Origin of the sequence: Paractinoplanes durhamensis (genome assembly GCF_016862175.1) — a bacterium.
Classification (GTDB): Bacteria; Actinomycetota; Actinomycetes; order Mycobacteriales; family Micromonosporaceae; genus Actinoplanes; species Actinoplanes durhamensis.
In genome coordinates, this window is record NZ_BOML01000002.1 from 95,117 (window position 1) to 117,872 (window position 22,756).

General features: G+C 69.4%; 14 protein-coding genes. 3 read left to right on the forward strand and 11 right to left on the reverse strand.

Annotated elements, in window-relative coordinates; all coding sequences use genetic code 11:
* Positions 1-70: 70 nt before the first annotated feature.
* The 3 genes from Adu01nite_RS00585 to Adu01nite_RS00595 form a co-directional block, all read right to left on the reverse strand.
* Complete coding sequence (locus tag Adu01nite_RS00585) at positions 71-2,542, reverse strand: glycoside hydrolase family 127 protein (protein ID WP_203724189.1); 2,472 nt, start codon at positions 2,540-2,542, stop codon at positions 71-73.
* A 285-nt stretch (positions 2,543-2,827) separates the two neighbouring features.
* The gene (locus Adu01nite_RS00590) at positions 2,828-6,085 is read right to left on the reverse strand and encodes a discoidin domain-containing protein (RefSeq protein WP_239132018.1); all 3,258 of its coding nucleotides are present in this window, start codon (positions 6,083-6,085) and stop codon (positions 2,828-2,830) included.
* Between the two features lie 14 nt (positions 6,086-6,099).
* Positions 6,100-7,899: a glycoside hydrolase family 127 protein gene (locus Adu01nite_RS00595; protein ID WP_203724190.1), complete on the reverse strand. Its 1,800-nt coding sequence runs from the start codon at positions 7,897-7,899 to the stop codon at positions 6,100-6,102.
* Positions 7,900-8,037: 138 nt separating this feature from the next.
* Here Adu01nite_RS00595 and Adu01nite_RS00600 point away from each other — a divergent pair, with 138 nt between their 5' ends.
* Positions 8,038-9,069, forward strand: a complete 1,032-nt coding sequence (locus Adu01nite_RS00600; protein ID WP_203724191.1) for a LacI family DNA-binding transcriptional regulator — start codon at positions 8,038-8,040, stop codon at positions 9,067-9,069.
* Here Adu01nite_RS00600 and Adu01nite_RS00605 read toward each other — a convergent pair.
* The 4 genes from Adu01nite_RS00605 to Adu01nite_RS00620 form a co-directional block, all read right to left on the reverse strand.
* On the reverse strand, positions 8,999-9,865 hold the full coding sequence (locus Adu01nite_RS00605) for a hypothetical protein (protein ID WP_203724192.1): 867 nt from the start codon (positions 9,863-9,865) through the stop codon (positions 8,999-9,001). The genes Adu01nite_RS00600 and Adu01nite_RS00605 overlap by 71 nt on opposite strands.
* An 870-nt stretch (positions 9,866-10,735) precedes the next feature.
* Entirely contained in the window at positions 10,736-13,621 is a 2,886-nt protein-coding gene (locus Adu01nite_RS00610) for a vitamin B12-dependent ribonucleotide reductase (protein ID WP_203724193.1), read from the reverse strand.
* A 30-nt stretch (positions 13,622-13,651) separates the two neighbouring features.
* Complete coding sequence (gene nrdR, locus Adu01nite_RS00615; protein WP_203724194.1) at positions 13,652-14,152, reverse strand: transcriptional regulator NrdR; 501 nt, start codon at positions 14,150-14,152, stop codon at positions 13,652-13,654.
* Positions 14,153-14,441: 289 nt separating this feature from the next.
* The gene (locus tag Adu01nite_RS00620) at positions 14,442-14,762 is read right to left on the reverse strand and encodes a LysM peptidoglycan-binding domain-containing protein (RefSeq protein ID WP_239132019.1); all 321 of its coding nucleotides are present in this window, start codon (positions 14,760-14,762) and stop codon (positions 14,442-14,444) included.
* 262 nt (positions 14,763-15,024) lie between these two features.
* Between Adu01nite_RS00620 and lexA the strand changes: the two genes are divergently transcribed.
* Positions 15,025-15,786 (forward strand): transcriptional repressor LexA, encoded by a 762-nt coding sequence (gene lexA, locus Adu01nite_RS00625; protein WP_203724195.1) that lies wholly within the window; start codon positions 15,025-15,027, stop codon positions 15,784-15,786.
* A gap of 433 nt (positions 15,787-16,219) precedes the next feature.
* Here the strand turns inward: lexA and Adu01nite_RS00630 are convergent, their stop codons facing one another.
* Positions 16,220-17,878: a hypothetical protein gene (locus Adu01nite_RS00630; RefSeq protein WP_239132042.1), complete on the reverse strand. Its 1,659-nt coding sequence runs from the start codon at positions 17,876-17,878 to the stop codon at positions 16,220-16,222.
* Between the two features lie 168 nt (positions 17,879-18,046).
* A complete protein-coding gene (gene hflX / locus Adu01nite_RS00635) occupies positions 18,047-19,456 on the reverse strand; it encodes a GTPase HflX (RefSeq protein ID WP_203724197.1) in 1,410 nt (469 codons plus the stop codon).
* Between the two features lie 171 nt (positions 19,457-19,627).
* On the opposite strand from hflX, the gene Adu01nite_RS00640 reads away from it, so the two are divergent.
* Positions 19,628-21,088: an NAD-dependent malic enzyme gene (locus Adu01nite_RS00640; RefSeq protein ID WP_203724198.1), complete on the forward strand. Its 1,461-nt coding sequence runs from the start codon at positions 19,628-19,630 to the stop codon at positions 21,086-21,088.
* 105 nt (positions 21,089-21,193) lie between these two features.
* Here Adu01nite_RS00640 and Adu01nite_RS00645 read toward each other — a convergent pair whose 3' ends face one another.
* Both Adu01nite_RS00645 and dapF read right to left on the reverse strand, forming a co-directional pair.
* Positions 21,194-21,919 carry a glycerophosphodiester phosphodiesterase gene (locus Adu01nite_RS00645; protein WP_203724199.1) on the reverse strand — a complete coding sequence of 242 codons (726 nt, stop codon included), beginning with the start codon at positions 21,917-21,919 and terminating at the stop codon, positions 21,194-21,196.
* A complete protein-coding gene (gene dapF, locus Adu01nite_RS00650) occupies positions 21,919-22,752 on the reverse strand; it encodes a diaminopimelate epimerase (protein ID WP_203724200.1) in 834 nt (277 codons plus the stop codon). Before dapF ends, Adu01nite_RS00645 begins: the two co-directional genes overlap by 1 nt.
* Between the last annotated feature and the right edge of the window lie 4 nt (positions 22,753-22,756).

The window sequence follows — 22,756 nt, forward strand, 5'->3', positions numbered from 1 at the left end:
CCTGCTCTGCTTACTGGCCGGCTGGTGGCGCTTACCGGCCGTTGGTGGCGCTTACTGGCCGTTGTGGCGCTTACTGGCCGTTGGTGGCCAGGGTGGTGACCTCGGCGGCGGTCAGTGCCCGGCTGTAGAAGCGGACGTTGTCCAGGGCGCCGTCCAGGTAGGGATCGGCGTACTGGGAGCGGCCCAGCCAGTTCTGGGTGGTGCTGGTCAGGGTGGCGGTCAACGCCGCGTTGCGGGCCACCTCGGTGCCGTTCACGTAGAGCACGCCCAGGCCACCGCTGCGGGTGACCGCCACATGTGTCCAGGCGCCGGTCGGCAGCGCCGCCGGCCCGTCGATGCGCTGCTCGCCGCCGGAGCCGGCGGTGGTGATCGCGAAGCGGGCCGTGCCCGCGCTGGAGCGTGGCGTCAGGAACATGTAGGCGCCGGTGCCGGTGCCCAGGTCGAACAGCCGGCTCCAGGTGGCGACCGTGTCGATCCGCACCCAGAGGGCGACCGAGAAATTGGCCGCGCCGGCCAGGATGCCGCCGGGGATCGCGGCGTACCCGGTGGAGCCGTTGAGATCCAGCGCCTGACCGCTGCGCCCGGTCACGTAGGCCGCCCCGCCCGCGAGCGTGGCGGTTCGCCCGTTGCCGGAGGCATCCGCCACCGATGCGTCAAATGGGTAGTGCGCGACCAAAGTCGAACCCCCGATCGACCAATAGACGCTGTATCGCTGGCCGTGCGCCTTGTAGAAAGGAACCAACGAAACACCCCCCGCCGTGTACTGCAGCGGCGTCGCCGTGGGAGACAGCGACGCCGGGTCCAGCACCGGCAGCGCGGTCAGGTTGGACGTGCCGAAAAGTCCACCGAGGACGATCGGGCCGACCTTGACCGCTTGCACCGACGCGTTGTCGTTGGTCGCCTCCCTGGTCAGCGTCATCGGGAGCGTGACGTCGACGATGTCGCCGGAAGCCCAGGTCCGGCTGACCGTCGCATAGGCGCCGGCCGCCGGCGACGAGAACGCGACGCCGTTGACTTTGATCTGCGCGCCCGCAGCCCATGCCGGAATCCGGATCCGCAGGGTGAAGGTGCCCGAGCCGGTGACGGTCAGCTTCGTGGAGCCGGCCTCGGGGAAGGACGTGTCCTGCCGGACCGTCACGCTCCGGGCCGACCAGGTGAGAACGGAAGGGATGAACAGGTTGACGTAGAGGGTGCTCGCCCCGTCGTGGAAGTAGATCGAGTCGCCGTACTTGGTGTTGCTCTCCATGCCGGTGCCGTGACAGCAGACGAAGCTGTTGTAGTCGTTGCTGTAGGTCTTGATCCCGCCCGACCGCAATGGCACGTAGTAGCACTGGAAGCCGTGCGCGGACGACGGGTCCTGCGACGCGAGGATGTGGTTGTAGAGGGCCTTCTCGTAGTAGTCCATGTAGTCGGCCCGCGCCGGGTCGGTCAGGAACAGCTGCCGGGTGAGCTTGAGCATGTTGTAGGAGTTGCAGCACTCGGCGGTCGTGTCGGACAGCTCGCTGGCGATCCGGTCGGGGGCCTTGAAGTACTCCCCGTTCGAGTTGCCGCCGATCGCGTAGGTGTGGTGCCGGGTCACGATGTCCCAGAAGTTGACGGCGATGTCGCGGTACCGGGTGGTTCCGGTGGCGTGATACTCGCGGATCGCTCCGAGGATCTTCGGGATCTGGGTGTTGGCGTGGTAATTGTTCAGACTGTCCTGATTGGCGGCGAGCGGATCGAAGATCTCGGCGTGGTCGAACTGCTGCGCCGCGGCCAGGTGGGTGGCATCGCCGGTCAGCTGATAGAGGTTGGTCAGCACCTCGTTCATCCCGCCGAACTCGGTGTCCAGCATGTTCTGCCGCTGGGCGAGGGTGAGCCGGTCGTTGCGGAGTTTCACCCAGGCCGCCATGCCGGTCAGCACGGTCAGCGCCTGGGCGTTGCCGGCCAGCAGGTGCATGTCGAGCAGGCCCGCCATGATCTTGTGGAGGGTGTAGTAGGGCGCCCAGACGCTCTGCCGCTGCTCGACCCGGTCGATGAAGCTCTCCGGGAAGGCGCTCAGATAGCCGGTGTTGAAGCCGGCCGTGGCGGCACGGGCCTGACACTGGGCCAGCACGGTGACGATCTGGTTGCCCTTGGTCTGGTAGGCGACGTCGCCGGTGCTCGCGTAGGCCTGCGCGAGCGCGGACAGCAGGTGGCCGGTGGAGTGGCCGCGGAGCTCGGTGCTGGGTGACTCCCAGCCGCCGCACGCGGTGGCCGACGACGACAGGCCGACGTTGAGCCGGAACGTGTGCACCATCCGGTCGACGTCGAGAAACTGCAGATAGGACTGCGTGCGCCCGGCGTTCGCGGTGAACGGGCTGGTCAGCAGGCGAACAGCGGTGAGCGGGAAGGCGTAGGCGGAGACGCCGGTGTCGGGTCGCGCCGCGGCGGCGGCCGCTTCCGCCGCGGTCACGGCGGGAAGGCCGGCCGCGACAGCGGACTGCGGAGTGGCAAGCACCGTGGCGGCGCCGACGGCGGCGGAGCCGGCCAGGAGCGTGCGGCGGGTGAGCGGGGATTGCATGGGGACCTCCCAGGCGAAGCGGGGATCGGACTTATCGCCGGGCCGCGATCCGGCGGCCCGTTCGGGGAGTCGATGGCGGCCGAACGACACGGCGGGCCGTAGATCGCGGCCGCCCCGCGAGAGGCGGGCGCGCCGGCGGACTTGCCGCCGCCGGGCAGCGGTGCGCTGAGGACGAGCGCGCCGCCGTCGCACAACGGCGAGGCGTGGCGGGCGAGCCCTTGGGGCCGCGGCCCGGCGCGTTTGTGGGAACGCGCCGAGCCGCGGGGATCGGGAGCGGGTCTGCCGTCAGGAGGCCTTGACCTCGAGCAGGCCTACCGATGCGGTGCCGCTCTGCAGCAGCACTCGCAACCGGGTGGTGCTGACCGCGGTGAAGGTGACGTGGTTGTACTGGTTCAGCGCGGTCGGGTAGCCGGACGCTCCGGCCACGTCGGCGTAGGCGGTGCCGTTCCAGTACTGGAGCTTCCATGAGGCCGGTGCCCGGACGCCGCCGTTGTCGTCGAAGAAGTAGACGTCGGCGCTGGACAGGGTTTCGGCCGACGGCCAGGTCAGCAGGCCCCACTGCTCACCGGTGTTGGGCCAGGTGCCCCAGCGCCGGTTCACCGTGTCGTTCGACGACGGCGGGTCGATGCCGTCGTTGAGGGCCAGGACGCTCTCCCACGACGACGTGTAGCTGGCGGTCGGGGTGGCGGTCAGGGCCTTGTTGGTGGTGGTCGGTGGGGTCACCACTCCCCCACGGTTCACGACCTTGACCTCGGTGATGCCGGTCTTCACGCCGCTCGCGTGGGTGACCTGCACCCGCAGCCGGGTGGCGTTCACCGCCGGGAACTGCAGGACGTTGTAGTTGGCCTGGCCGGTGCCGGTGGCCACCGTTGTCCAGGTGCTGCCGTTCAGGTATTGGATCTGGTAGGACGACGGCTGGCGGTAATGGTTGGTGGCCCGGTCGTTGCGGAACCACACCCGCACCTCGTTGACCGTCCGCTGCTGGCCGAGGTTGAGCTCGAGCCAGTCGGTGGCGTTCGGTGAACCCCAGGTGCCCCACAGCGGCTCGTTGATCGGGAAGCCGTCGACCGCGTTGGCGCCCGCCGTTCCCGATGCGGTGTAGGACGCCGTCGTCGCCGCGCCGGCCGCGTAGTTGGGCAGGTCCGCGGTCAGGTCGACGCCCGCCTTGTTGAACATGTCGACCATCTGGGCGCTGCTCTGGGTCACCTGTGCCGGTGACTGGAGTCCGGCGTACGCCTGGCTGTAAAGCACGCTGCCGCCGGACGGCAGCGTGACCGTGCCCGAGTCGGGGTTCCAGGTCAGCGGGACGAGTTTGTCGACGGTGACCACCCGGGTGCCGTTGACGAACAGCGAGTAGCCCTGCGGGATGCCGGTGTACTTGACCACGCCGTCGGCCGGGTCGTCCCAGACGATGCTGAGGTCGGCGTTGCGGTAGCGCAGGTTGTTGGCGGCGAAGTTGGGCCAGCCGATGTTGATCGGGGACAGCTCGACCTGCTTGTCGGTGCGCGGGCGCAGGCCCATCACGTCCTCGATGACGGTCCAGTTGCTGCTGCCGAGGATGTTGTGGTGGATCCACGAGCGGTAATCGATGGTGGTGGTGCCGGCGTTCCAGTCGGCCCAGAATTCGTTGGCGTCCGGCCAGGCGGTGTTGCCGCCGACGTACTGCGCCCAGGTGTTCCAGTAGAGGAGCTTCTTGTAGTCCTCGGCGGTCATCCACTGGTTGGGGTAGTTGCGCAGCACCGACGAGTAGAGCCGGAACTGCACCGTCGAGTTGATCGTGGAGAAGTTGTTGCTGCCCGGGAAGCCGGCCGCGGCCGCGGTCGCCTTGTCCTTCTGGTTCGCCGTGTAGAACGGGAAGATCGGGTATTCGGCCGGGTCGGCGAACAGGCGCAGGGCCTGCTTGTACTCGTCGGTGTTCGGCATCGCGCCGACGGCGTACGGGTAATAGTTGTTGATCTCTTTCCAGGGGACCAGGCTGTTCGAGGCGATGTGCCGGTGCTCGATCAGCTTGTTGGTGGAGTCCCACAGGTAGGTGACGATCGCGTTCTTGATGCGGTCGGCGATGGCCTGCATCTCGGCGGCTTTGGTGGTGTTGCCGATCGCGGCGTAGGCCTGGGCGGCGGCGACGGCTCCGCTGTAGACGTACGCGGATTCGGCGCGGTCCATGTTGCCGGACTTCCAGTCGAAGGAGACGGCGTCGGCGTCGTTGCCGGTGAGCGCGCCCCAGTCGTACTCGATGAGCCCGTCGTTGTTGTGGTCGTAGTACGAGAGTTGGCCCTTGACGTCGCCCTCGGCGTATTTCGCGAGGTTGCCGGCGATGGCCGGCTGGCCGCCGTGGATCTCGAAGCTCTTCCAGGCCGCCTCGGCGATGTACTGGGTGTAACTGTTCGACCAGTTCTCCGGGTCACCGGGGTTGTCCATGAACCGGCCGCCCTTGGAGACCTGCCCCACGGAGAGCCACGGACCGTACGAGTACGCCGGGTTACGCAAATACTTGAGGTCGTCGATGTGCATCGGCTGGGTGAGGACGATGGCGTTGTTGTAGCCGAGCGCGCCCTCGACCGACGTGGGGAACTGGAAGTCCTGGCCGGGGATGTTGGCGTCGAGGTAGTTGAACCGCATCAGCCACCAGCGGTAGTAGATCTCCTTCTTGATGGCCGGTTCGGGAACGTCCAGATAGGGCAGGTTCTGCGCCCACCAGAGGTTGTACGCCCGCACGTGGGTGGCGAAGGCGTTGTCCGGAGTCAACGCCTTGTAGGCGTTGTATTCGGACAGTGAATCGGGGATTTCGTTGGCCACGAACCCGAGCTGGATCTTGACGCTCACCGACGCGCCGGCCGCCAGCGTCACCGACCTGGTCAGCGCGCCGCTCGCGGCCGCGAAGCCGTCACCGGAGAGCCGCGGATAAATCGTGGTAAGCGCGTTCTTGACCGACACCTGGCCGGTCAGGTCGGTGCCGCTGACCGTCGTCGCGTAGGGCGAGGTCGCCCGTAAAGCGACGGTCACCGACGACGAGCCGGTATTGGTGAAGGCCAGATTGTCCACCGCCACGTCGTTCTGGGTGATGAACTTCGTCTGGGTCAGCCGCAGCGACCCGTTGGTGTGCACGCTGCGGAAGTAACTCGGCGCCTGCCAGCGTGACGCCACCGTCTCACTCCACGTGCCCGACCCGGCGGTCACGGTGAACGCGGCCTGGTCGTTGATGCTTTCCCAATACGCGACGGTGCCACCGAAGCCCAGCACGGACGGTGTGTGGGTCTTCATGAACACCGCGCGGCCGCGGCTCATCAGCCAGGTGCCGGCCGGGTCGTTGCCGGAGCGGGCGAGCAGCCGATCCATCCAGAAATCGGTGCCCGCTTTTTCCGCGTCGTACATCGCCTGCATGGTGTTGCCGGTTGTCATCGCCACCGGCATCGCCGGGAGGGCGGGCCCGGAGAACGTCGGATAGCCGATGGTCTGCGCGGCGAAGGCGGGTGCTGTGGGAGTCAGCACTGCGGCCGTGAGGACTGCGGTCAACGCGAGTGCCAGCCGGGGATGCGGCATCGCGTACCTCCCTTTCAGATGGTGTTGGACCTTTCTGACGGCAACCAGATCCGCATCGTGGACGGGCCGCGACGGGCCCAGCGGTGGTACGGGAGGAGCGGAACCACGACCGGATCGGGGCGTTCGGTGGTGGTGCGGTGACTCTGGTAGGGCCAGCTCTGTTCGGCCGGCGTGATCCGCCGGGCCTTGACGGCACCGGCTTCGGGGGCGATCGACGTGTCGACCTGGATCTCGTCGAGGCGGATGTCGTCGTCCTGGTCGATCGATTCGGCGCACATGACGACCGGGCCGACCTCGACGGCCGCGCAGCCACGCAGCGCATCGACCCGCGGGTCGGGAAACGTCCATCGGGGACGCATCGGCAGATCCAGGCGGATCCGCTCACCCTTGTCAAAAACCTTGCGGTGTACGCCGTTCGCGCCGGCCGCCCACGCCGGAACCCGGAGGGTGATGGTGCGCGGGGTGTCCGGGGCCTCGACCACGGTGACCGTGACGGTGCCCTTCTCCGGGTATCCGGTGTCGACGTCGAGCACCATCCCGCCCGCCTCGATGCGCATCGGCGCGAACTGGTGCAGCTGCACGCCGCCGGAGTCCTCGGTGACGAAGTAGGTGCCGAGCGAGGCGATCAGCCGGGCCATGTTGTTGAGGCAGCAGGACACCTCGAACCAGGGTGCCCGGGCGCCGCCGCTGAATTTCTTGAGCCCGGTGGCCTGCGCCGGGGTCCGCTGGTGGAGGGTGTTGGCATAGAAGAAGGAGCGGCCGTCGTCGCCGATCGAGGTGGCGATCACGTTGTGCAGGACCCGGTCGACGATGTCGCCGTAGCGGGTTTCGCCGGTGGCGAGCAGCAGCCGCTGCGCGAGCATGACGGTGGCCACGCCGGCGCAGGTCTCCGAGTAGGCCCGGTCGGGCGGAAGGACGAAGTCCTCGCCGAAGCTCTCGTCGAGGTGCCGGGAGCCCATGCCGCCGGTGAGGTGGGTGCGGCGGGCGAGGGTGCGGTCGAACTGCCGGGCGACCGCTTCGAGGAGTTCGTCGTCGCCGGTCTCGACGGCGACGTCGACGGCACCGGCGGCGAGGTAGATGGCCCGGACCGCGTGGCCGCCGAAGACCTCGCCGGTGCGGACCGGGACGGCGTCCTGGAAGTAGGGCCAGCCGAACTCGTGCTCGGGCAGGGTCTGCCGGCCGCGCCGGAAGAGGAACGCGGCGGCCTGGTCGAGGTAGCGTCGTTCGCCGGTGACCCGGTAGAGCTCGACCAGCGCGGTCTCCACCTCGGGGTGGCCGCAGAAACCCTCGTCGGCGAACGCGACGCAGATGTGGTCGGCGAGCCGGACGCCGATGTCGAGCAGGCCGGGTGCGGCGCCGGTGCGGGCGGCGGCGACCGACGCCTGGAGCAGGTGGCCGGCGCAGTAGAGCTCGTGGCCGAAGCTCAGGTCGCCGTAGCGTTGCGGCTGGCCGGGCCGGCCGTAGGCGGTGTGCAGGTAGCCGTCGGCGTCCTGGGCCGCGCCGATCAGCTCGACCAGCTCGGCCAGCTCGTCGTCGTGCCGGATGCCGCCGGGGCGGGCCGACTCCCAGCAGAGCGCCTCGGCCCGCTTGTAGACCTCGGAGTCGCTGAACTCGCGCCCGCGGCTGTCGGCGTTTCCGTTCGGTTCGCGGAAGTTCGTGGTCCAGCCGAGCCGGTCCTGCCAGGCCCGGCTGTGCGCCATGGTGGCGGTGCCGTTGATCGCCTGGCGCCGGCCCCAGAAGCCGCCGGTCAGCCGCACCCGCTGCGGGTCGATCGGCCGCAGGACGCCCCTCGTCGGTGCGACAGGTCCGTTCATGACACCGCCTCCCGAAATTCTCGAAAACCTTTTCGGGAATGGTTGCAGCGTGTTTCTTCAGTGTCAACGGTCGATTTCCGAAGTGGACCGTGCTACCGCGACCGGTTATGCTGCCGAAAACCTTTCGGAGGTTGCGCCGTGGGCCGCAGACGCGCACAGGTAACGCTGACCGACGTCGCCAAACGAGCCGGGGTGTCGGTGGCCACCGCGTCCAAGGCCCTCAACGAGCGCGCCGAGGTCGCCCCGGCCACCCGCGAACGGGTCCGGCAGGCGGCCGAGGAGCTGTCGTTCCAGCCGAACGTGCTGGCCCGGAGCCTGCTCTCCGGCAACACCCGCACGGTCGGGCTGCTCACCGACGAGTTGTCCGCGGCCCGGTTCGCCATCCCGGTGCTACTGGGCGCGGAGAACGCCCTCGGCAACGAGCAGATGAGCGTGCTGCTGTGCGACGCCCGCGGCGACGCGATCCGGCGCCGGCACTACATCCGCACGCTGCTGGCCCGGCAGGTCGACGGCTTCATCATCCTCGGCGACTCGAACGAGGTCCGGCCGTCGCTGACGGCCGAGATTCCCGTTCCGGTGGTGTACGCGTACTGCGAGTCAGACGACCCTTCGGACCTGTCGGTCATCGCCGACGATGCGGGCGGCGCCCGGCTGGCCGCCGAACATCTGGTGTCGCTCGGCCGCAAGCGGATCGCGCACATCACCGGCGACCCCGGCTACCGGGCGGCCCGCGACCGCGCGTCGGCGTTCACCGAGGTGCTCGACGCGGCCGGCCTTCCGCTGGTCGGCGAGCCGCTGTTCGGCCAGTGGTCGCAGCGCTGGGGCCGGCACGCCACCGCCCGGCTGCTGGCGTCGCACCCCGGCATCGACGCGATCTTCTGCGGCAGCGACCAGATCGCCTCCGGGGTGACCGAGGCGCTGCGCGACCTGGGCCGCACCATCCCCGAGGACGTGGCGATCGTCGGCTACGACAACTGGGAGGTACTGGCGACCGAGTGCCGCCCGCCACTGACCACGGTGGACCTGAACCTGGAACAGCTGGGCACGACCGCCGCCCAGCACCTGTTCGCGGCCCTGGACGGCGACCGCCACACCGGCGTCATCCGCCAGCCCGGCCGTCTCGTGGTCCGCGAGTCCACCGCGGTGGCCGGTCCCATTCGCCCTCGCTGAGACCCGCCAGCAGCGCCGACCCGGCCAGCGCCACCGCGACGAGCACCGCCGCCCAAGGGTGCGTGCCCGTCAACCGGTCGGTGAGCGCCGGCTCCGCTACGAACACCCGCATGCCCGGCGCCAGGAAGGCACCGCTCTCGCCGGGCGGCGTCGAGGCCAGGGTCACCAGCGACCACACGTCGGCAACCCGCAACACGTCGGCGACGATCGCGACCTCGAGCGCCAGAGCCCCCGCGATCACCATCGAGCGGGTCCGGGCACGCCGGGCACCGACCGCCGCCATGACCGCGCACAACACCGCCGCCGCCAGCCCGGGCAGCACCACGACCAGGAGGGGCCACGGGTCGGCGGGGAGCGGCCACCGGGTATCGGCGGCCTCCTTCACCAGGCCGGCGACCGCCACCATGAGCGGCATCAGGCCGAGGCCGGCGGCCGCGACGACCGGCCACCGGGACCGCCCGGCGCCGGGCAACCGATGCACCGCGACCAGCAACGCCGTCACCGCGAGCAGCAACAGCACCCCGGTGAGCCGCTCGCCGTCCAGCGAGGCGACCACCCACACCGTGCCCGTCCCGCCGGCACCCGCGGATCGCGGAAGGGTGTCGACCGGGTGCCAGAGCCGGCTCGCCGCCGCCACGGCGAGCAGATGCAGGCCGGCGGTCGCGTGGAATGCGGATGTGGCTGCGGATGTGGCTGCGGATGTGGCCAGGAACATAAGCGCGAGCGCGGCCGACGCGGCACTTGCCTGGTCGGCGCCGAAAAACGCCGCGCCGACCGCCGCGGCAGCGAGTGGCATCAGTAATGGCGATGGCCGAGTAACAGCGAGCACAACCGGACATTGTAGAGGGTCGTCGCTCGGTGCCAGTATTGTGCGCTGCATTGACGTACGTTAATTTGCAGCACTGAGCGCAACTGCCGTCAGACAGCTCACACACGGGGGCATTAGATTTCGTGTGTCAATTCAATGCATGGGCAATACTCCCGTGCGCCAACCCCGGTCCACCCCGCGTGCGAACGTTTCGGCCCCGAACCGGCGTCCTGCGGTACGACTGCGCGGACAACAAGTGCCAGCAGACCGGCGTCCGGCACGCCCGCGCCACGATTCTCGGCCTCGGCACCCAGGACGGGCGCCAACTACGACACCATCGGCACGGCTGCCACCTGGGCGGTGAAGGCACTCTATTCGGTGCACAACCTGTCGGCCGGCCGTCTCTACGGAGTCTGGTATCGGGCCGATGGTATTCTCTTCTATATTCAGATCGACAATTCCCCGGAATTTGTGGGATAGCTGACGAAGCGTTGCCAGCACCCTTTCCCGGGTGCCGACAGCGCCCTTTTGGAGAAGGAGATGCCGGCCATCACGGATACGCTGAGCGATATAGACATATGGCTGGCCGACAACGCGCCCCGAGGCCACGAACTTCGGCGCGATCTTCCACGCCTCCTTGGAGAACGGCCCGAGATTCTTCGAGGCCTGGCCGACGCTGACGGCCGCGCTCGACGACGTCGCCGACACGCCGGCAGCCGACGCCCCGCAGCCCGTGCGGGCCGGACCCCGGTGGTCGACGCCGGTCGTCTCACCTGGCGATGACCGGCCCGCGCCAGGTCCGCACAGCAAAGATGCCTCCCACCCGTGACCGGGTGGGAGGCATCGATGTTCTGAGGCTTACGAGCAGCCCGACGTGGAGCCGCAGCCCTCACACACGTAGCAGCTGCCGGCGCGGCGCATCTTCGTGCCGCAGGTGAAGCACAGCGGTGCGTCGGCCGAGTGGCCCATCATGACCTCGAGCAACTCCGTCGACGAACCGACGCTCACCGGCACGGCCTTCTCGGCCTCGACCGGAGCCGCGGCGATCACCTCGGCCGGTGCGGTCACCGGGGCCGACGCGGCCATGCCGGCCAGGTCGACGCCGGCCGCGGCCGCCTCGGCCGCCGCCTCCGCCTGCACCTGGGCGGCCCGCTCCTTCGCCGTGAAGATACCCAGCTCGGCGCGGGTCTCGTAGGGCAGGAAGTCGAGCGCCAGGCGACGGAAGATGTAGTCCATCACCGAGGCCGCCATGCGGACATCCGGGTCGTCGGTCATGCCGGCCGGCTCGAAGCGCATGTTGGTGAACTTGCTGATGAAGGTCTCCAGCGGCACGCCGTACTGCAGCCCTATCGAGATCGCCACCGAGAAGGCGTCCATGACGCCGGCCAGGGTGGAACCCTGCTTCGACATCTTCAGGAAGACCTCGCCGAGGCCGTCGTCCGGGTAGGACGACGCCGTCAGGTAGCCCTCGGCGCCGCCGACCGAGAACGACACCGTCTCCGACGGGCGCTTCTTCGGCAGCCGCTTGCGGACCGGACGGTACTCGACGACCTTCTCCACGACCTTCTCGACCGCGGTGGCCGCGACGGCCGGGGTCGCCTCGACGGCGGCCGGCTTCTTCGAGGCGACCGAGAGCGGCTGGCCGACCTTGCAGTTGTCGCGGTAGATCGCGAGCGCCTTCAGGCCGAGCTTCCAGCCCTGGTAGTGGATGTTCTCGATCTCCTCGACCGTCGCCGTCTCCGGCATGTTGACGGTCTTGGAGATGGCACCCGAGATGAACGGCTGCACGGCCGCCATCATCCGCACGTGACCCATCGGAGCGATCGACCGCTCGCCCATCGCGCAGTCGAACACCGCGTAGTGCTCCGGCTTGAGGCCGGGCGCGTCGACGACGTTGCTGTGGTCGGCGATGTGCTCGACGATCGCCTCGACCTGCTCCTCGGGGTAGCCGAGGCTGCGCAGCGCGCGCGGCACCGTCTGGTTGACGATCTGCATGGAGCCGCCGCCGACCAGCTTCTTGAACTTGACCAGAGCCAGGTCGGGCTCGATGCCGGTGGTGTCGCAGTCCATCATCAGGCCGATGGTGCCGGTGGGGGCGAGCACCGACGCCTGGGCGTTGCGCCAGCCGTTCTTCTCACCGAGCTTGTTGCCGGCCTGCCACTGCTTGGTGGCCTCGCGGACGATCTCGATGGCCACCGTGTTGGTGGTCTTGATCTCGTCGTTGGCGGCGGCGTGCTTGCGCATGACGCGCTTGTGCGCCTCGGCGTTGCGGGCATAGCCCTCGTACGCCCCGACGACGCCGGCCAGCTCGGCCGAACGGCGGTAGGCGGTGCCGGTCATCAGCGAGGTGATGGCGGCGGCGACCCCGCGGCCACCCTCCGAGTCATAGGGCAGACCCGAAGCCATCAGCAGTGCGCCGATGTTGGCGTAGCCGATGCCCAGCTGCCGGTAGGCCCGGGTGGTGACGCCGATCTTCTCGGTCGGGAAGTCGGCGAACGAGATCGAGATCTCCATCGCGGTGATGATGAACTCGACGCTCTTGACGAACTTCGCCACCTCGAAGCCGCCGTCGGCCTTGAGGAACTTCATCAGGTTGAGCGAGGCCAGGTTGCAGGACGAGTCGTCCAGCGACATGTACTCCGAGCACGGGTTGGACGCGGTGATCCGGCCGGTCTCGGGGTTGGTGTGCCAGTCGTTGATGACGTCGTCGTACTGCATGCCGGGGTCGGCACACTCCCACGCCGCCTGGGCGATGTCGCGGAAGAGCTTCTTCGCGTCGACCCGCTCGATCTCCTCGCCGTGCAGCCGGCCGCGGAGGGCGAAGTCGGTGCCCTCCTCGTACGCCCGCATGAACTCGTCGCTGACCCGCACCGAGTTGTTGGCGTTCTGATACTGCACGCTGACGATGTCGGCGCCGCCCAGGTCCATGTCGAAGCCGGCGTCCCGCAGCGCGCGGATCTTGTTCTCCTCGCGCGCCTTGGTGGTGACGAACTCCTCGATGTCCGGGTGGTCGACGTCGAGGATGACCATCTTGGCGGCCCGGCGGGTGGCACCGCCGGACTTGATGGTGCCCGCGCTGGCGTCGGCGCCGCGCATGAAGCTCACCGGTCCGCTGGCGGTCCCCCCGGACGACAGCAGTTCCTTCGACGAGCGGATGCGGGACAGGTTGACGCCGGAGCCGGAGCCGCCCTTGAAGATCAGCCCCTCCTCCTTGTACCAATCCAGGATGGAGTCCATCGAGTCGTCGACCGACAGGATGAAGCAGGCGCTGACCTGCTGCGGCGACTTGGTGCCGACGTTGAACCAGACCGGCGAGTTGAAGCTGAACACCTGGTGCAGCAGCATCCAGGTCAGCTCGTGGTCGAACAGCTCGGCGTCCGCCTTGGTGGCGAAGTAGCCGTTCTTCTCGCCGGCCTTGCGGTAGGTCGAGACGACCCGGTCGATGAGCTGCTTGAGCGACCACTCGCGGTCCGCGGTGCCGACCGCGCCGCGGAAGTACTTGGTGGTGACGATGTTCGCCGCGTTCACGCTCCAGAACCCGGGATATTCCACGCCACGCTGCTCGAAGTTGATCGAGCCATCCCGCCAGTTCGTCATGACGACGTCGCGGCGCTCCCACTCCACCTCGTCGTACGGGTGGACGCCCTCGGTCGTCCAGACCCGCTCGACACGCAGCCCCCCGGCGGGCGCGCTGCCGTTCGCACGACTGCGCTGCCGACCTGCTGTGATGCCGTCCCCGGCCATACTGCTCCCCCTCGTCGAAACTGCTCGTCTTTACTTGATCTTGGGCGCCTGGCCCGCCGAGACGGCCGCCGCCGCCTCGCGCTGAACCGTCGCCTCGCGCAGCGCGACAATTTCCTTCTCGAACTCGTCGAGCGAGTCGAAGGCCTTGTAGACGCTGGCGAATCGGAGATAAGCCACCTGGTCGAGCTCCCGGAGCGGGACGAGGATCGCGAGACCCACCTCATGGCTGGGGATCTCTGCCGCACCCTTGGCCCGGATCGTCTCCTCGACCTTCTGCGCGAGCAGTGCGATCGAGTCCTCGTCCACGGGCCGGCCCTGGCAGGCCTTGCGGACCCCGCTCATGATCTTCGTCCGGCTGAAGGGCTCGGTCACGCCGCTGCGCTTCACGACGGCGAGAACTGCCTCCTCGACCGTGGTGAACCGCTTGCCGCACTCCGGGCACGAGCGACGCCGACGGATCAGAGCTCCGTCGTCGGCCTCACGCGAGTCGACCACGCGCGAATCGGCATGGCGACAGTACGGGCAGCGCACCGCGATCTCCTTCCGGAACTCTCCCCCAATGGTGCTCCGGGCACGCCAAAAACGACGTCGCTAACTGTGCGCCGCCGTCAACAGCCTGTGGATAACCGGGGGAGAGAAACCCCAACCAGTGGATGACTTACACCCTTGTAACTACTATATGTTGGGGTAGACGCTAGGCCCATGCGGACGCGGGCGCAAGCTAAGAGCGTGCCGACGCGCCGTATTTTCCGCCTCAACACGTGCGGTGTACCGGCGACTACGGACGGCGGCCCTTCGTCACATTTGGACGGCCACTAAATCACGTTCGCGGCAAGATCAACGTCTGGCCGGGGGTCAAGGTCGAGTCGTCCAGGTGGTTGATCCGGCGGATCTCGGCGACCGCATCCCGGCCGTCCCAGCGGGGGCGCACGCGGGTCGCGATGTCCCACAGCGTGTCGCCCTGCTCGACGGTGATCGTCGGTGGCGCGGAGGCCGGCTGATCGTCCGCCCGCGACGCGGTGGTGAACAACACGGCGCTCGCCAGCGAGGCGACCAGCACCAGGAGAACCAGCACCACGGCCCGCCCGCGCCGCGTCAGCCGCAGCGGCGGCTCGACCTGCCGAATGTCGTGCGCCACCATGCCGACCCCCTCCGAAGACCCCGGTAGGACACCCGTTCGATCGAACGCCCGTACGACGGTCTATCAGAACACGCGTACGGAAGTCGAGCACTTCCGAGCGACACGCCGGAAGAAAGTCGTACAGATGTTTGAATATGTCGCACCCCGCGATTATGTTTTCCCGTCAAGAGGGGTCAGCCGGACAAACGCCATCCCCACGGCGAGACCCGGCACCGCGAGCGCACCACGTGCCGACAGGCACTGGCCGACAGGAAGGGCGGACGTGTCGACCGACGACCGGACCAGCCGGCAACAACAGATCTCCCAACGCCGCTCACCGACGCGGGCGCGCGGTGACGGAGCACCTCAGCTGCGCGCCGTCACACCCGTGGTCAGCCACTTCCCCGACCTGGTGACCGCCGACCTCACCGCCCGGCAGCGGCGCATCCTGGAGTTCATCCGCAGCTGGGGCGAGCAGTACGGTTACCCGCCGAGCGTCCGCGAGATCGGCGAGGCGGTCGGCCTGGTTTCCCCGTCCAGCGTCGCCTACCAGCTGAAAGCCCTCGAACAGAAGGGCTTCCTGCGCCGCGATCCCAACCGCCCCCGAGCCGTCGACGTGCGCGCCCCCAGCGAGATGGTCGACGACGAGGCCCTGCGCCACGCCCGCCCGCAGCCCGCCTACGTGCCGCTGCTCGGCCGGATCGCGGCCGGCGGTCCGATCCTGGCCGAGCAGGCGGTCGAGGAGTTCTTCCCGCTGCCGCGCGAGCTGGTCGGCGAGGGCGACGTCTTCATGCTCGAGGTCAAGGGCGACTCGATGATCGACGCGGCCATCTGCAACGGCGACTGGGTGGTGGTCCGCCAGCAGCCCAACGCGAACGCCGGCGACATCGTCGCCGCGATGATCGACGGCGAGGCCACGGTCAAGAGCTACCGCCAGCGCGACGGCCACGTCTGGCTGATGCCCGCCAACCCGGCTTTCGACCCGATCCCGGGCGACGACGCGACGATCATGGGCCGGGTGGTTGCGGTCCTGCGCCGCGTCTGACCAAACCCCAGATCCGAAAAGTACGACATAGCACGAGTCCCCAAGTCAGCGGCAACGCCAGCCGGCACTAAAGGCCGTCCCCGGCCACCGGCCCGGCCCCGCTGGTAACGCTCACCCCAACCGCCCGATGGCCTACGGCCATCGGGCGGCGAGCGCTTCCGCAAAGACCTTCGTCGAGGCCCCGGCCGCCGCCCCAGCTCTGCTCACCGCGAGGCCCCCGCCGCCGCCCCAGCTCTGCTCCATAGCGATCTTGTCGACTTCGCGCACTTTCCGGACGCAAAATAATCAAGATCCGCGGTTCGTGGTCCGCGGACCACGGGCTGTCGGCAGCCAAAGGCCCCAGGCTGCCGCGCGCACGTTTGTGGATGGGTAGACGACGAAAGGCCGGCCCGTCGGGGCCGGCCTCTCGTCTGTTGTTCGGTGGCTCGGTTGGTCAGCGGCGGTAGCCGGGGTTGTCGAAGCGGCCCTCGGGGCGGCCGTTGCGGTCGGCGTAGCCGTCGCCGCGCTGGGGCGGACGGCCCTGGCCGCCGCCGGGCTGGCCGTAGCCGCCCGGTGCGCGCGGCGGGCCCTGGGCCGGGCGCGGCCCCTGACCCTGCGGTGGGCGTGGCCCCTGAGCCTGGCCGCCACCGCCGCCCTGGCCGGGCGGACCGGCCGGACGCTGCGGGCGCTGGCCCTGCTGCGGGCCGCGCGGCGGCTGGCCGTACTGCTGACCACCACCACCGCCGCCGCCGTAGACCGGGCCACCGCGGCCGGGCTGCTGCTGCGGGCCCCGGGCCGGCTGGCCGGGCTGCTGCTGCGGGCCACGCGGCGGCTGGCCGGGCTGTTGCTGCGGGCCACGCGGCGGCTGGCCACCCTGCGGCGGGCGGCCGTACTGCTGGCCGCCACCGCCGCCGCCGGCGCCGTAGACCGGGCCGCTGCGGTTGGGGTTTCCGCCGCCGGGGCCGTAGCCGGGCGGGGCCGGGCCGGAGCGGGCACCGCCGTAGACGCCGTTACGTTGCGGGACGCCGCCGACGCCGATCAACTCGGTCTCGGGGTCGCCGGGCTCCGGCGAATCGTCGCCGGCCCAGGCGGGCTGCGAAGCCACCCGCTTGCGGTGCCCGCGGATGCCGAAGATGCCGACCGCGACCAGGATCAGGCCGAGCACGCCGATGCCGCCGACCGCGTACGTGATCTGGTCGATGGTCAGGTCCGAATACCAGGCGTTGCCGGACCCGCCGGCGCCACCGCTCGACGCCTTCTTGATCGTCGCCACCGTGGTGGCCGGCGTGTATTTCAGGATGCTGTTGGCCGCCTCGGTGTCACCGCTCATGTCGGAGACGGTGTAGAAGAGGCTGCCGTCGGCGCTGTAGGTGATCGCCTCGCCGAGCGTCTCGTTCGGCAGGCCGGTGGTGCGCGGCTTGCCCTTCAGCAGCGCGGAAAGCACGTCGCCGCCGGTGACGTCCCACTCCAGGGCGTCGGTGTAGGTGCGGAGCACGACCTTCGAGCCGTCCGGCGAGATCGCACCGCCGTCGATGGTCTTGTTACCGATCCGGCCGTACGGGTTGGCCGCGGTCTCGGTCGCGTTGACCTTGAGCTCGCCGACCTTCTTCAGCGGGACGCCGACCTCGTTGTTGGTCTTCAGCGCCGCCGACGGCTGGTAGATCGAGGCCGCCTTACCGATCTCCTTGGTGATGATCAGCGGGATGTTGTCGCCGGTCAGCAGCAGCGCCTCGGCGTCGTGATTGTCACCGTCGGGATAGGACACCCGGTGGATCGCCGGCTTCTTCGACCCGTCGACCGGCATCGTCCACAGCGTGAGACTGGGGCGCCGGCTGTCCTTGTCGTAGTCGTTGTCGCCGATGTCGGCGATCCACAGCGTCTTCTTGTCCGACGAGAGGATCAGGTCTTCCGGGTCGCGCGGGCCCTTGCCGCTGTACGACTGCTCATCGACGACCTTGCACTTGGTGTCGAGGAAGAAGATCTTCTGATGGGTCGCAATGTTCGTGCTGTCGTTGATCACGATGAAGCCGGTGCTGGTGGCCACCATGCCGGACAGCTCGTCCAGCCTCGGGTCGGTGATCTTGCAGACCGACTTTCCCGCGGTCGCCTTCACGCTGACCGTGGGATCGGGATCATCCGCAAACGCACTGGACGGACCGACCATCACCAGCCCAATGGCTGCAACAGCCGGAAACACGAGACGCCGCATCCGATCAGTGTCGCATGCGGCGTCCCGTACCGGTGTTACGCGTGGATCAACCCAGGTCAGGGGTATCCACTCTCAGTTGCGGAACGACTCCAGCTCGGCAGCGAGGTGCTCGCTGACCCGGATCTGTAGCTCGGTGCCCTCATCCGTATAGCGGGTGTTGAGTACCTGACCGGTCCGATGAATCCGGGCGACCAGGTCACCCCGGTCATACGGAAGGAGGACCCGCAGGTCCACCGCCGGGCGTGGCAACCGCTCGGCGATCGCCACGTGCAACTCGGCGATGCCGGCCCCGCTGCGCGCCGACACGAAGATCGCGTCCGGCCAGGTGCGCTTGAGCCGGAGAACGGTCTCCTCGTCGGCGGCGTCCATCTTGTTGATGACCAGCAGCTCGGGGATCCGGTCGGCACCGACCTCGCCGAGCACCTCGCGGACGGCGCTGACCTGACCCTCGGGGTCGGGATGCGCGCCGTCGACCACGTGCACGACCAGATCGGATTCGGCCACCTCCTCCAGCGTCGAGCGGAACGCCTCGACGATCTGGTGCGGCAGATGCCGGACGAACCCCACGGTGTCGGACAGGGTGAACACCCGCCCGTCCTCGGCCGCGGTGCGCCGGGTGGTCGGGTCGAGCGTGGCGAACAGGGCATTTTCCACCAGCACCCCGGCCTGGGTCAGCCGGTTGAGCAGGCTGGACTTGCCGGCGTTGGTGTAGCCGGCGATCGCCACGGCGGGGACGCCACTCGCCTGGCGGCGGGACCGCTTGGTCTGGCGTACGGTCCGCATGCCCTTGATCTCGCGCTTGAGGCGCGAGATGCGGGTGTTGATCCGGCGCCGGTCGGTCTCGAGCTTGGTCTCACCGGGACCACGCGTGCCGACGCCGCCGCCTCCGGAACCGCCGGCGCCACCGCCCTGCCGGGACAGCGACTCACCCCAGCCGCGCAGTCGCGGCAGAAGGTATTGCAGCTGGGCCAGCTCGACCTGCGCCTTGCCCTCTTTGCTCTTCGCGTGCTGGGCGAAGATGTCGAGGATCAGCGCGGTCCGGTCGACGACCTTGACCTTGACCTGTGACTCCAGCTTGCGGAGCTGGGACGGGGACAGCTCGCCGTCGCAGATGACCGTGTCGGCGCCGGTGGACAGAACCACGTCCCGCAGCTCGTCGACCTTGCCCCGGCCGATGAAGGTGGCCGCGTCGGGCCGGCTTCGCCGCTGGATCAGGCCTTCGAGCACCTGCGAACCGGCCGTCTCGGCCAGCGCGGCGAGCTCGGTCAGTGAATTGTCGGCGTCCTCGACGCTGCCCTCGGTCCAGACGCCGACCAGCACGACCCGCTCGAGGCGGAGCTGCCTGTACTCGACCTCGGTGACATCGGTGAGCTCGGTGGACAGGCCGGCGACCCGGCGCAGCGAATGGCGCTCCTCAAGCTCGAGATCGCCCGTGGTCGGGTCGAGCTCGTCAAGGACGGGTGCCTGGTAGATGTCTCGCAAAAGTGACCTCCTCCGCCCGATCGTGGCACGTCGCCGCAGCGGGCGCATCTACATAAGCGGGCCAGCCGTTGACTGACGGTGTTCGGACCAGTAGTAACCACCGGATTGGAAACCACTATTCCGGACGCGCAAGAATGCGATGAAGCACTTGCCGACGTCGGAGGACACACCGTGGTGACCACCCGCCTGCCCAGCGCAGGTTTCTCGATCACGATTCGCATCGCCGTAACCGCGGACGCCTCGTCCATCGGACGGCTCACCACCTGCGTCGGCGAGGCCGGCGCGATCGTGACGGCCCTGGACGTCGTCGACTCCGATCCCACCCGGGTGCTGGTCGACCTGACCTGCGACACCGCCGACTCCAGCCACGCCGACCAGGTGGTGAAGCAGCTGGAGGAGCAGGATGGGGTGGATGTCCGGAAAGTGTCGGACCGTACCTTCCTGCTCCACCTGGGCGGCAAGATCGAGGTGAACTCGAAGGTCGCGCTGCGCAACCGCGACGAGCTGTCCCGGGCGTACACCCCGGGCGTGGCGCGGGTCTGCATGGCGATCGCCGAGAACCCGGCCGACGCCCGCCGCCTGACCATCAAGCGCAACACGGTGGCCGTGGTCAGCGACGGCTCGGCCGTGCTCGGCCTCGGCAACATCGGCCCGGCCGCGGCCATGCCGGTGATGGAGGGCAAGGCCGCCCTGTTCAAGCGCTTCGGCGGGGTCGACGCCTGGCCGGTGGTGCTCGACACCCAGGACACCGACGAGATCGTGCGGATCGTGAAGGCGATCGCGCCGGCCTACGGCGGCATCAACCTGGAGGACATCGCGGCGCCGCGCTGCTTCGAGATCGAGGCGCGGCTGCGCGAGCAGCTGGACATCCCGGTCTTCCACGACGACCAGCACGGCACCGCGATCTGCGTGCTGGCCGCGCTGACCAACGCGCTGCGGGTGGTCGGCAAGCGGCTGGAGGACGTGCGGGTGGTGGTCTCCGGGTCCGGCGCGGCCGGCACCGCGATCATGAAGCTGCTGCTGCGCCAGGGCGTCGGCGACATCATCGCCTCCGACCGCAAGGGCGCCCTCTACCGCGGCATGCCCGACCTGACGCCCACCTGGCAGTGGCTGGCCGACAACACCAACAAGGACAACTTCTCCGGCGATCTGGCCGGCGCGATCGTGGGCGCCGACGTCTTCATCGGGGTCAGCGCGCCCAACCTGCTGACCGGCGCCGACATCGCGAAGATGGCCGACAAGTCGATCGTCTTCGCGCTGGCCAACCCCGACCCCGAGGTCGACCCGCGGGAGGCCCGTCAGCACGCGGCGGTGGTGGCGACCGGTCGTTCCGACCAGCCCAACCAGATCAACAACGTGCTGGCCTTCCCCGGCGTCTTCCGCGGCATGCTCGACGCGGCCGCCGAGGAGTTCACCGAGGAGATGGCGCTGGCCGCGGCCCGGGCGATCGCCGACGTGGTGGGCGACGACAAGCTCAACCCGACGGTCATCGTGCCGAGCGTCTTCGACCCGAAGGTCACGCCGGCGGTGGCGGCGGCGATCCGAGCGGTCGTCCGCGGCGGTCACGCGCCGCACAACGCCGCCGCCATCCCGAGTGCGGAATTGGACGAAGCCCCAGAAGAAACCTTTTAACCCACAAACCCTATGAATACGGGGTTTGACCAACGAGAACCGCATCCAGGGACGGCCCAGGCGGTGGGCTGAGGCCGTCCCCGGCTTCCGGCCCGGCCCCGGTGGTCAGGCTGGGCCTGCGGCCCAGCCGGTCAGCTCGCCCAAGCGGTCGGTGATCAGGCCGGCGGCTCCGGCGGCGGCCAGGGCGGGCCACTGGGCGATGTCGTTGGCGGTCCACGGCATCACCTCGATGCCGTGAGCGGCCAGCTCGGCGACCCGCTCCGGGGCGGCCAGCACGTCGGCGACCGGCGGGTTGCAGCAGACCACGCCCAGCTCGCGGGCCAGCTCGACGGCGTCGGCCGGGAAACTCATCCGGAGCAGGCCGCGGCGGACGTCCGGGGCGGCCGACCGGACGAGGCCGACCACCTCCGGGTCGAAGCTCTGCACGAGCGTGCGGGCCGGCAGACCGCGCTCGGCGACCAGCTCGACGATCGCCTTGACCTGGTCGAGGGTGGCCGGCGGCTTGATCTCCAGCAGGAGCGCCGGGCCGGGCTCGGCGAGCAGGTCGAGCGTCTCGGCCAGGGTCGGCACCCGCACTCCGGTGTAGGCCGGCGAGAACCAGGCGCCGGCGTCGAGCGCGCGAACGTCGGCAGCGGCCGCGTCCCAGACGTGCCCGGTGCCGGACGTCGTGCGGTCGAGGGTGCGGTCGTGGATGACCACCGGCACCCCGTCGGCGGTGGTGCGCACGTCGAACTCGACGTGGGTCGCGCCGGCCCGGACCGCCGCCGCGAACGCGGGCAGCGTGTTCTCCGGCGCCACGGCCGAATAGCCGCGGTGGGCCACCCGGTGCATCAGGCGAGGGTCTCGCCGTCGGCGACCAGCACCGCCGGGCCGGCCAGCCACCAGCGGTCCTCGGCGTCGTGGGTCACGGTCAACCGGCCGCCGGGCAGGTCGACGGCGACCACCCCGGTGTCCAGGCCGGCCTCGCGCAGCGCCACCGCGCCGACCGCGAGCGCGCCCGAGCCGCAGGACAGCGTCTCGCCGGAGCCGCGCTCGTGGACGCGCATCGCCACGTGCAGGTCGGCGCCGTCGACCGGCGGGCCGGGCACCACGAACTCGACGTTCACCCCGGCGGTGAACAGGCCGCGGTCGAAGCCGGGCTCGACGGTGAGATCCAGCGACGGCAGTTCGACGCCGTCGTGCAGGACGCAGACCAGGTGCGGGTTGCCGCAGTCGACGGCCATGCCCGGGAACGTCAGGGCGCCGACCGTCGCGGTGCCGGCCGCGTACACCCGAGGGCTTCGCATGTGCACCCGGATGGAGTCGCCCTCGAGGACCGCGACCACCACACCGGATCGCGTCGCGATCGGCAGGCCCGCCGGGCCGGGCTCGGCGAGACCGCGGGTGACCAGGTAGCGGGTGAAGACCCGGACGCCGTTGCCGCACATCTCGGCGATCGTCCCGTCGGCGTTGCGGTAATCCATGAACCACTCGGCGTCGGCGGCCCAGGCCGCAGCGTCCGGATCCTTGGCGGCGCGCACCACCCGCAGCACGCCGTCGCCGCCGATCCCGAACCGCCGGTCGCACAGCGCGGCGACCTGCGCCGGGGTCAGCGTGCGAGCGCCGTCCGGGTCGGCGATGATGACGAAGTCGTTGCCGGTTCCGTGGCCCTTGGTAAACAGCACGGGG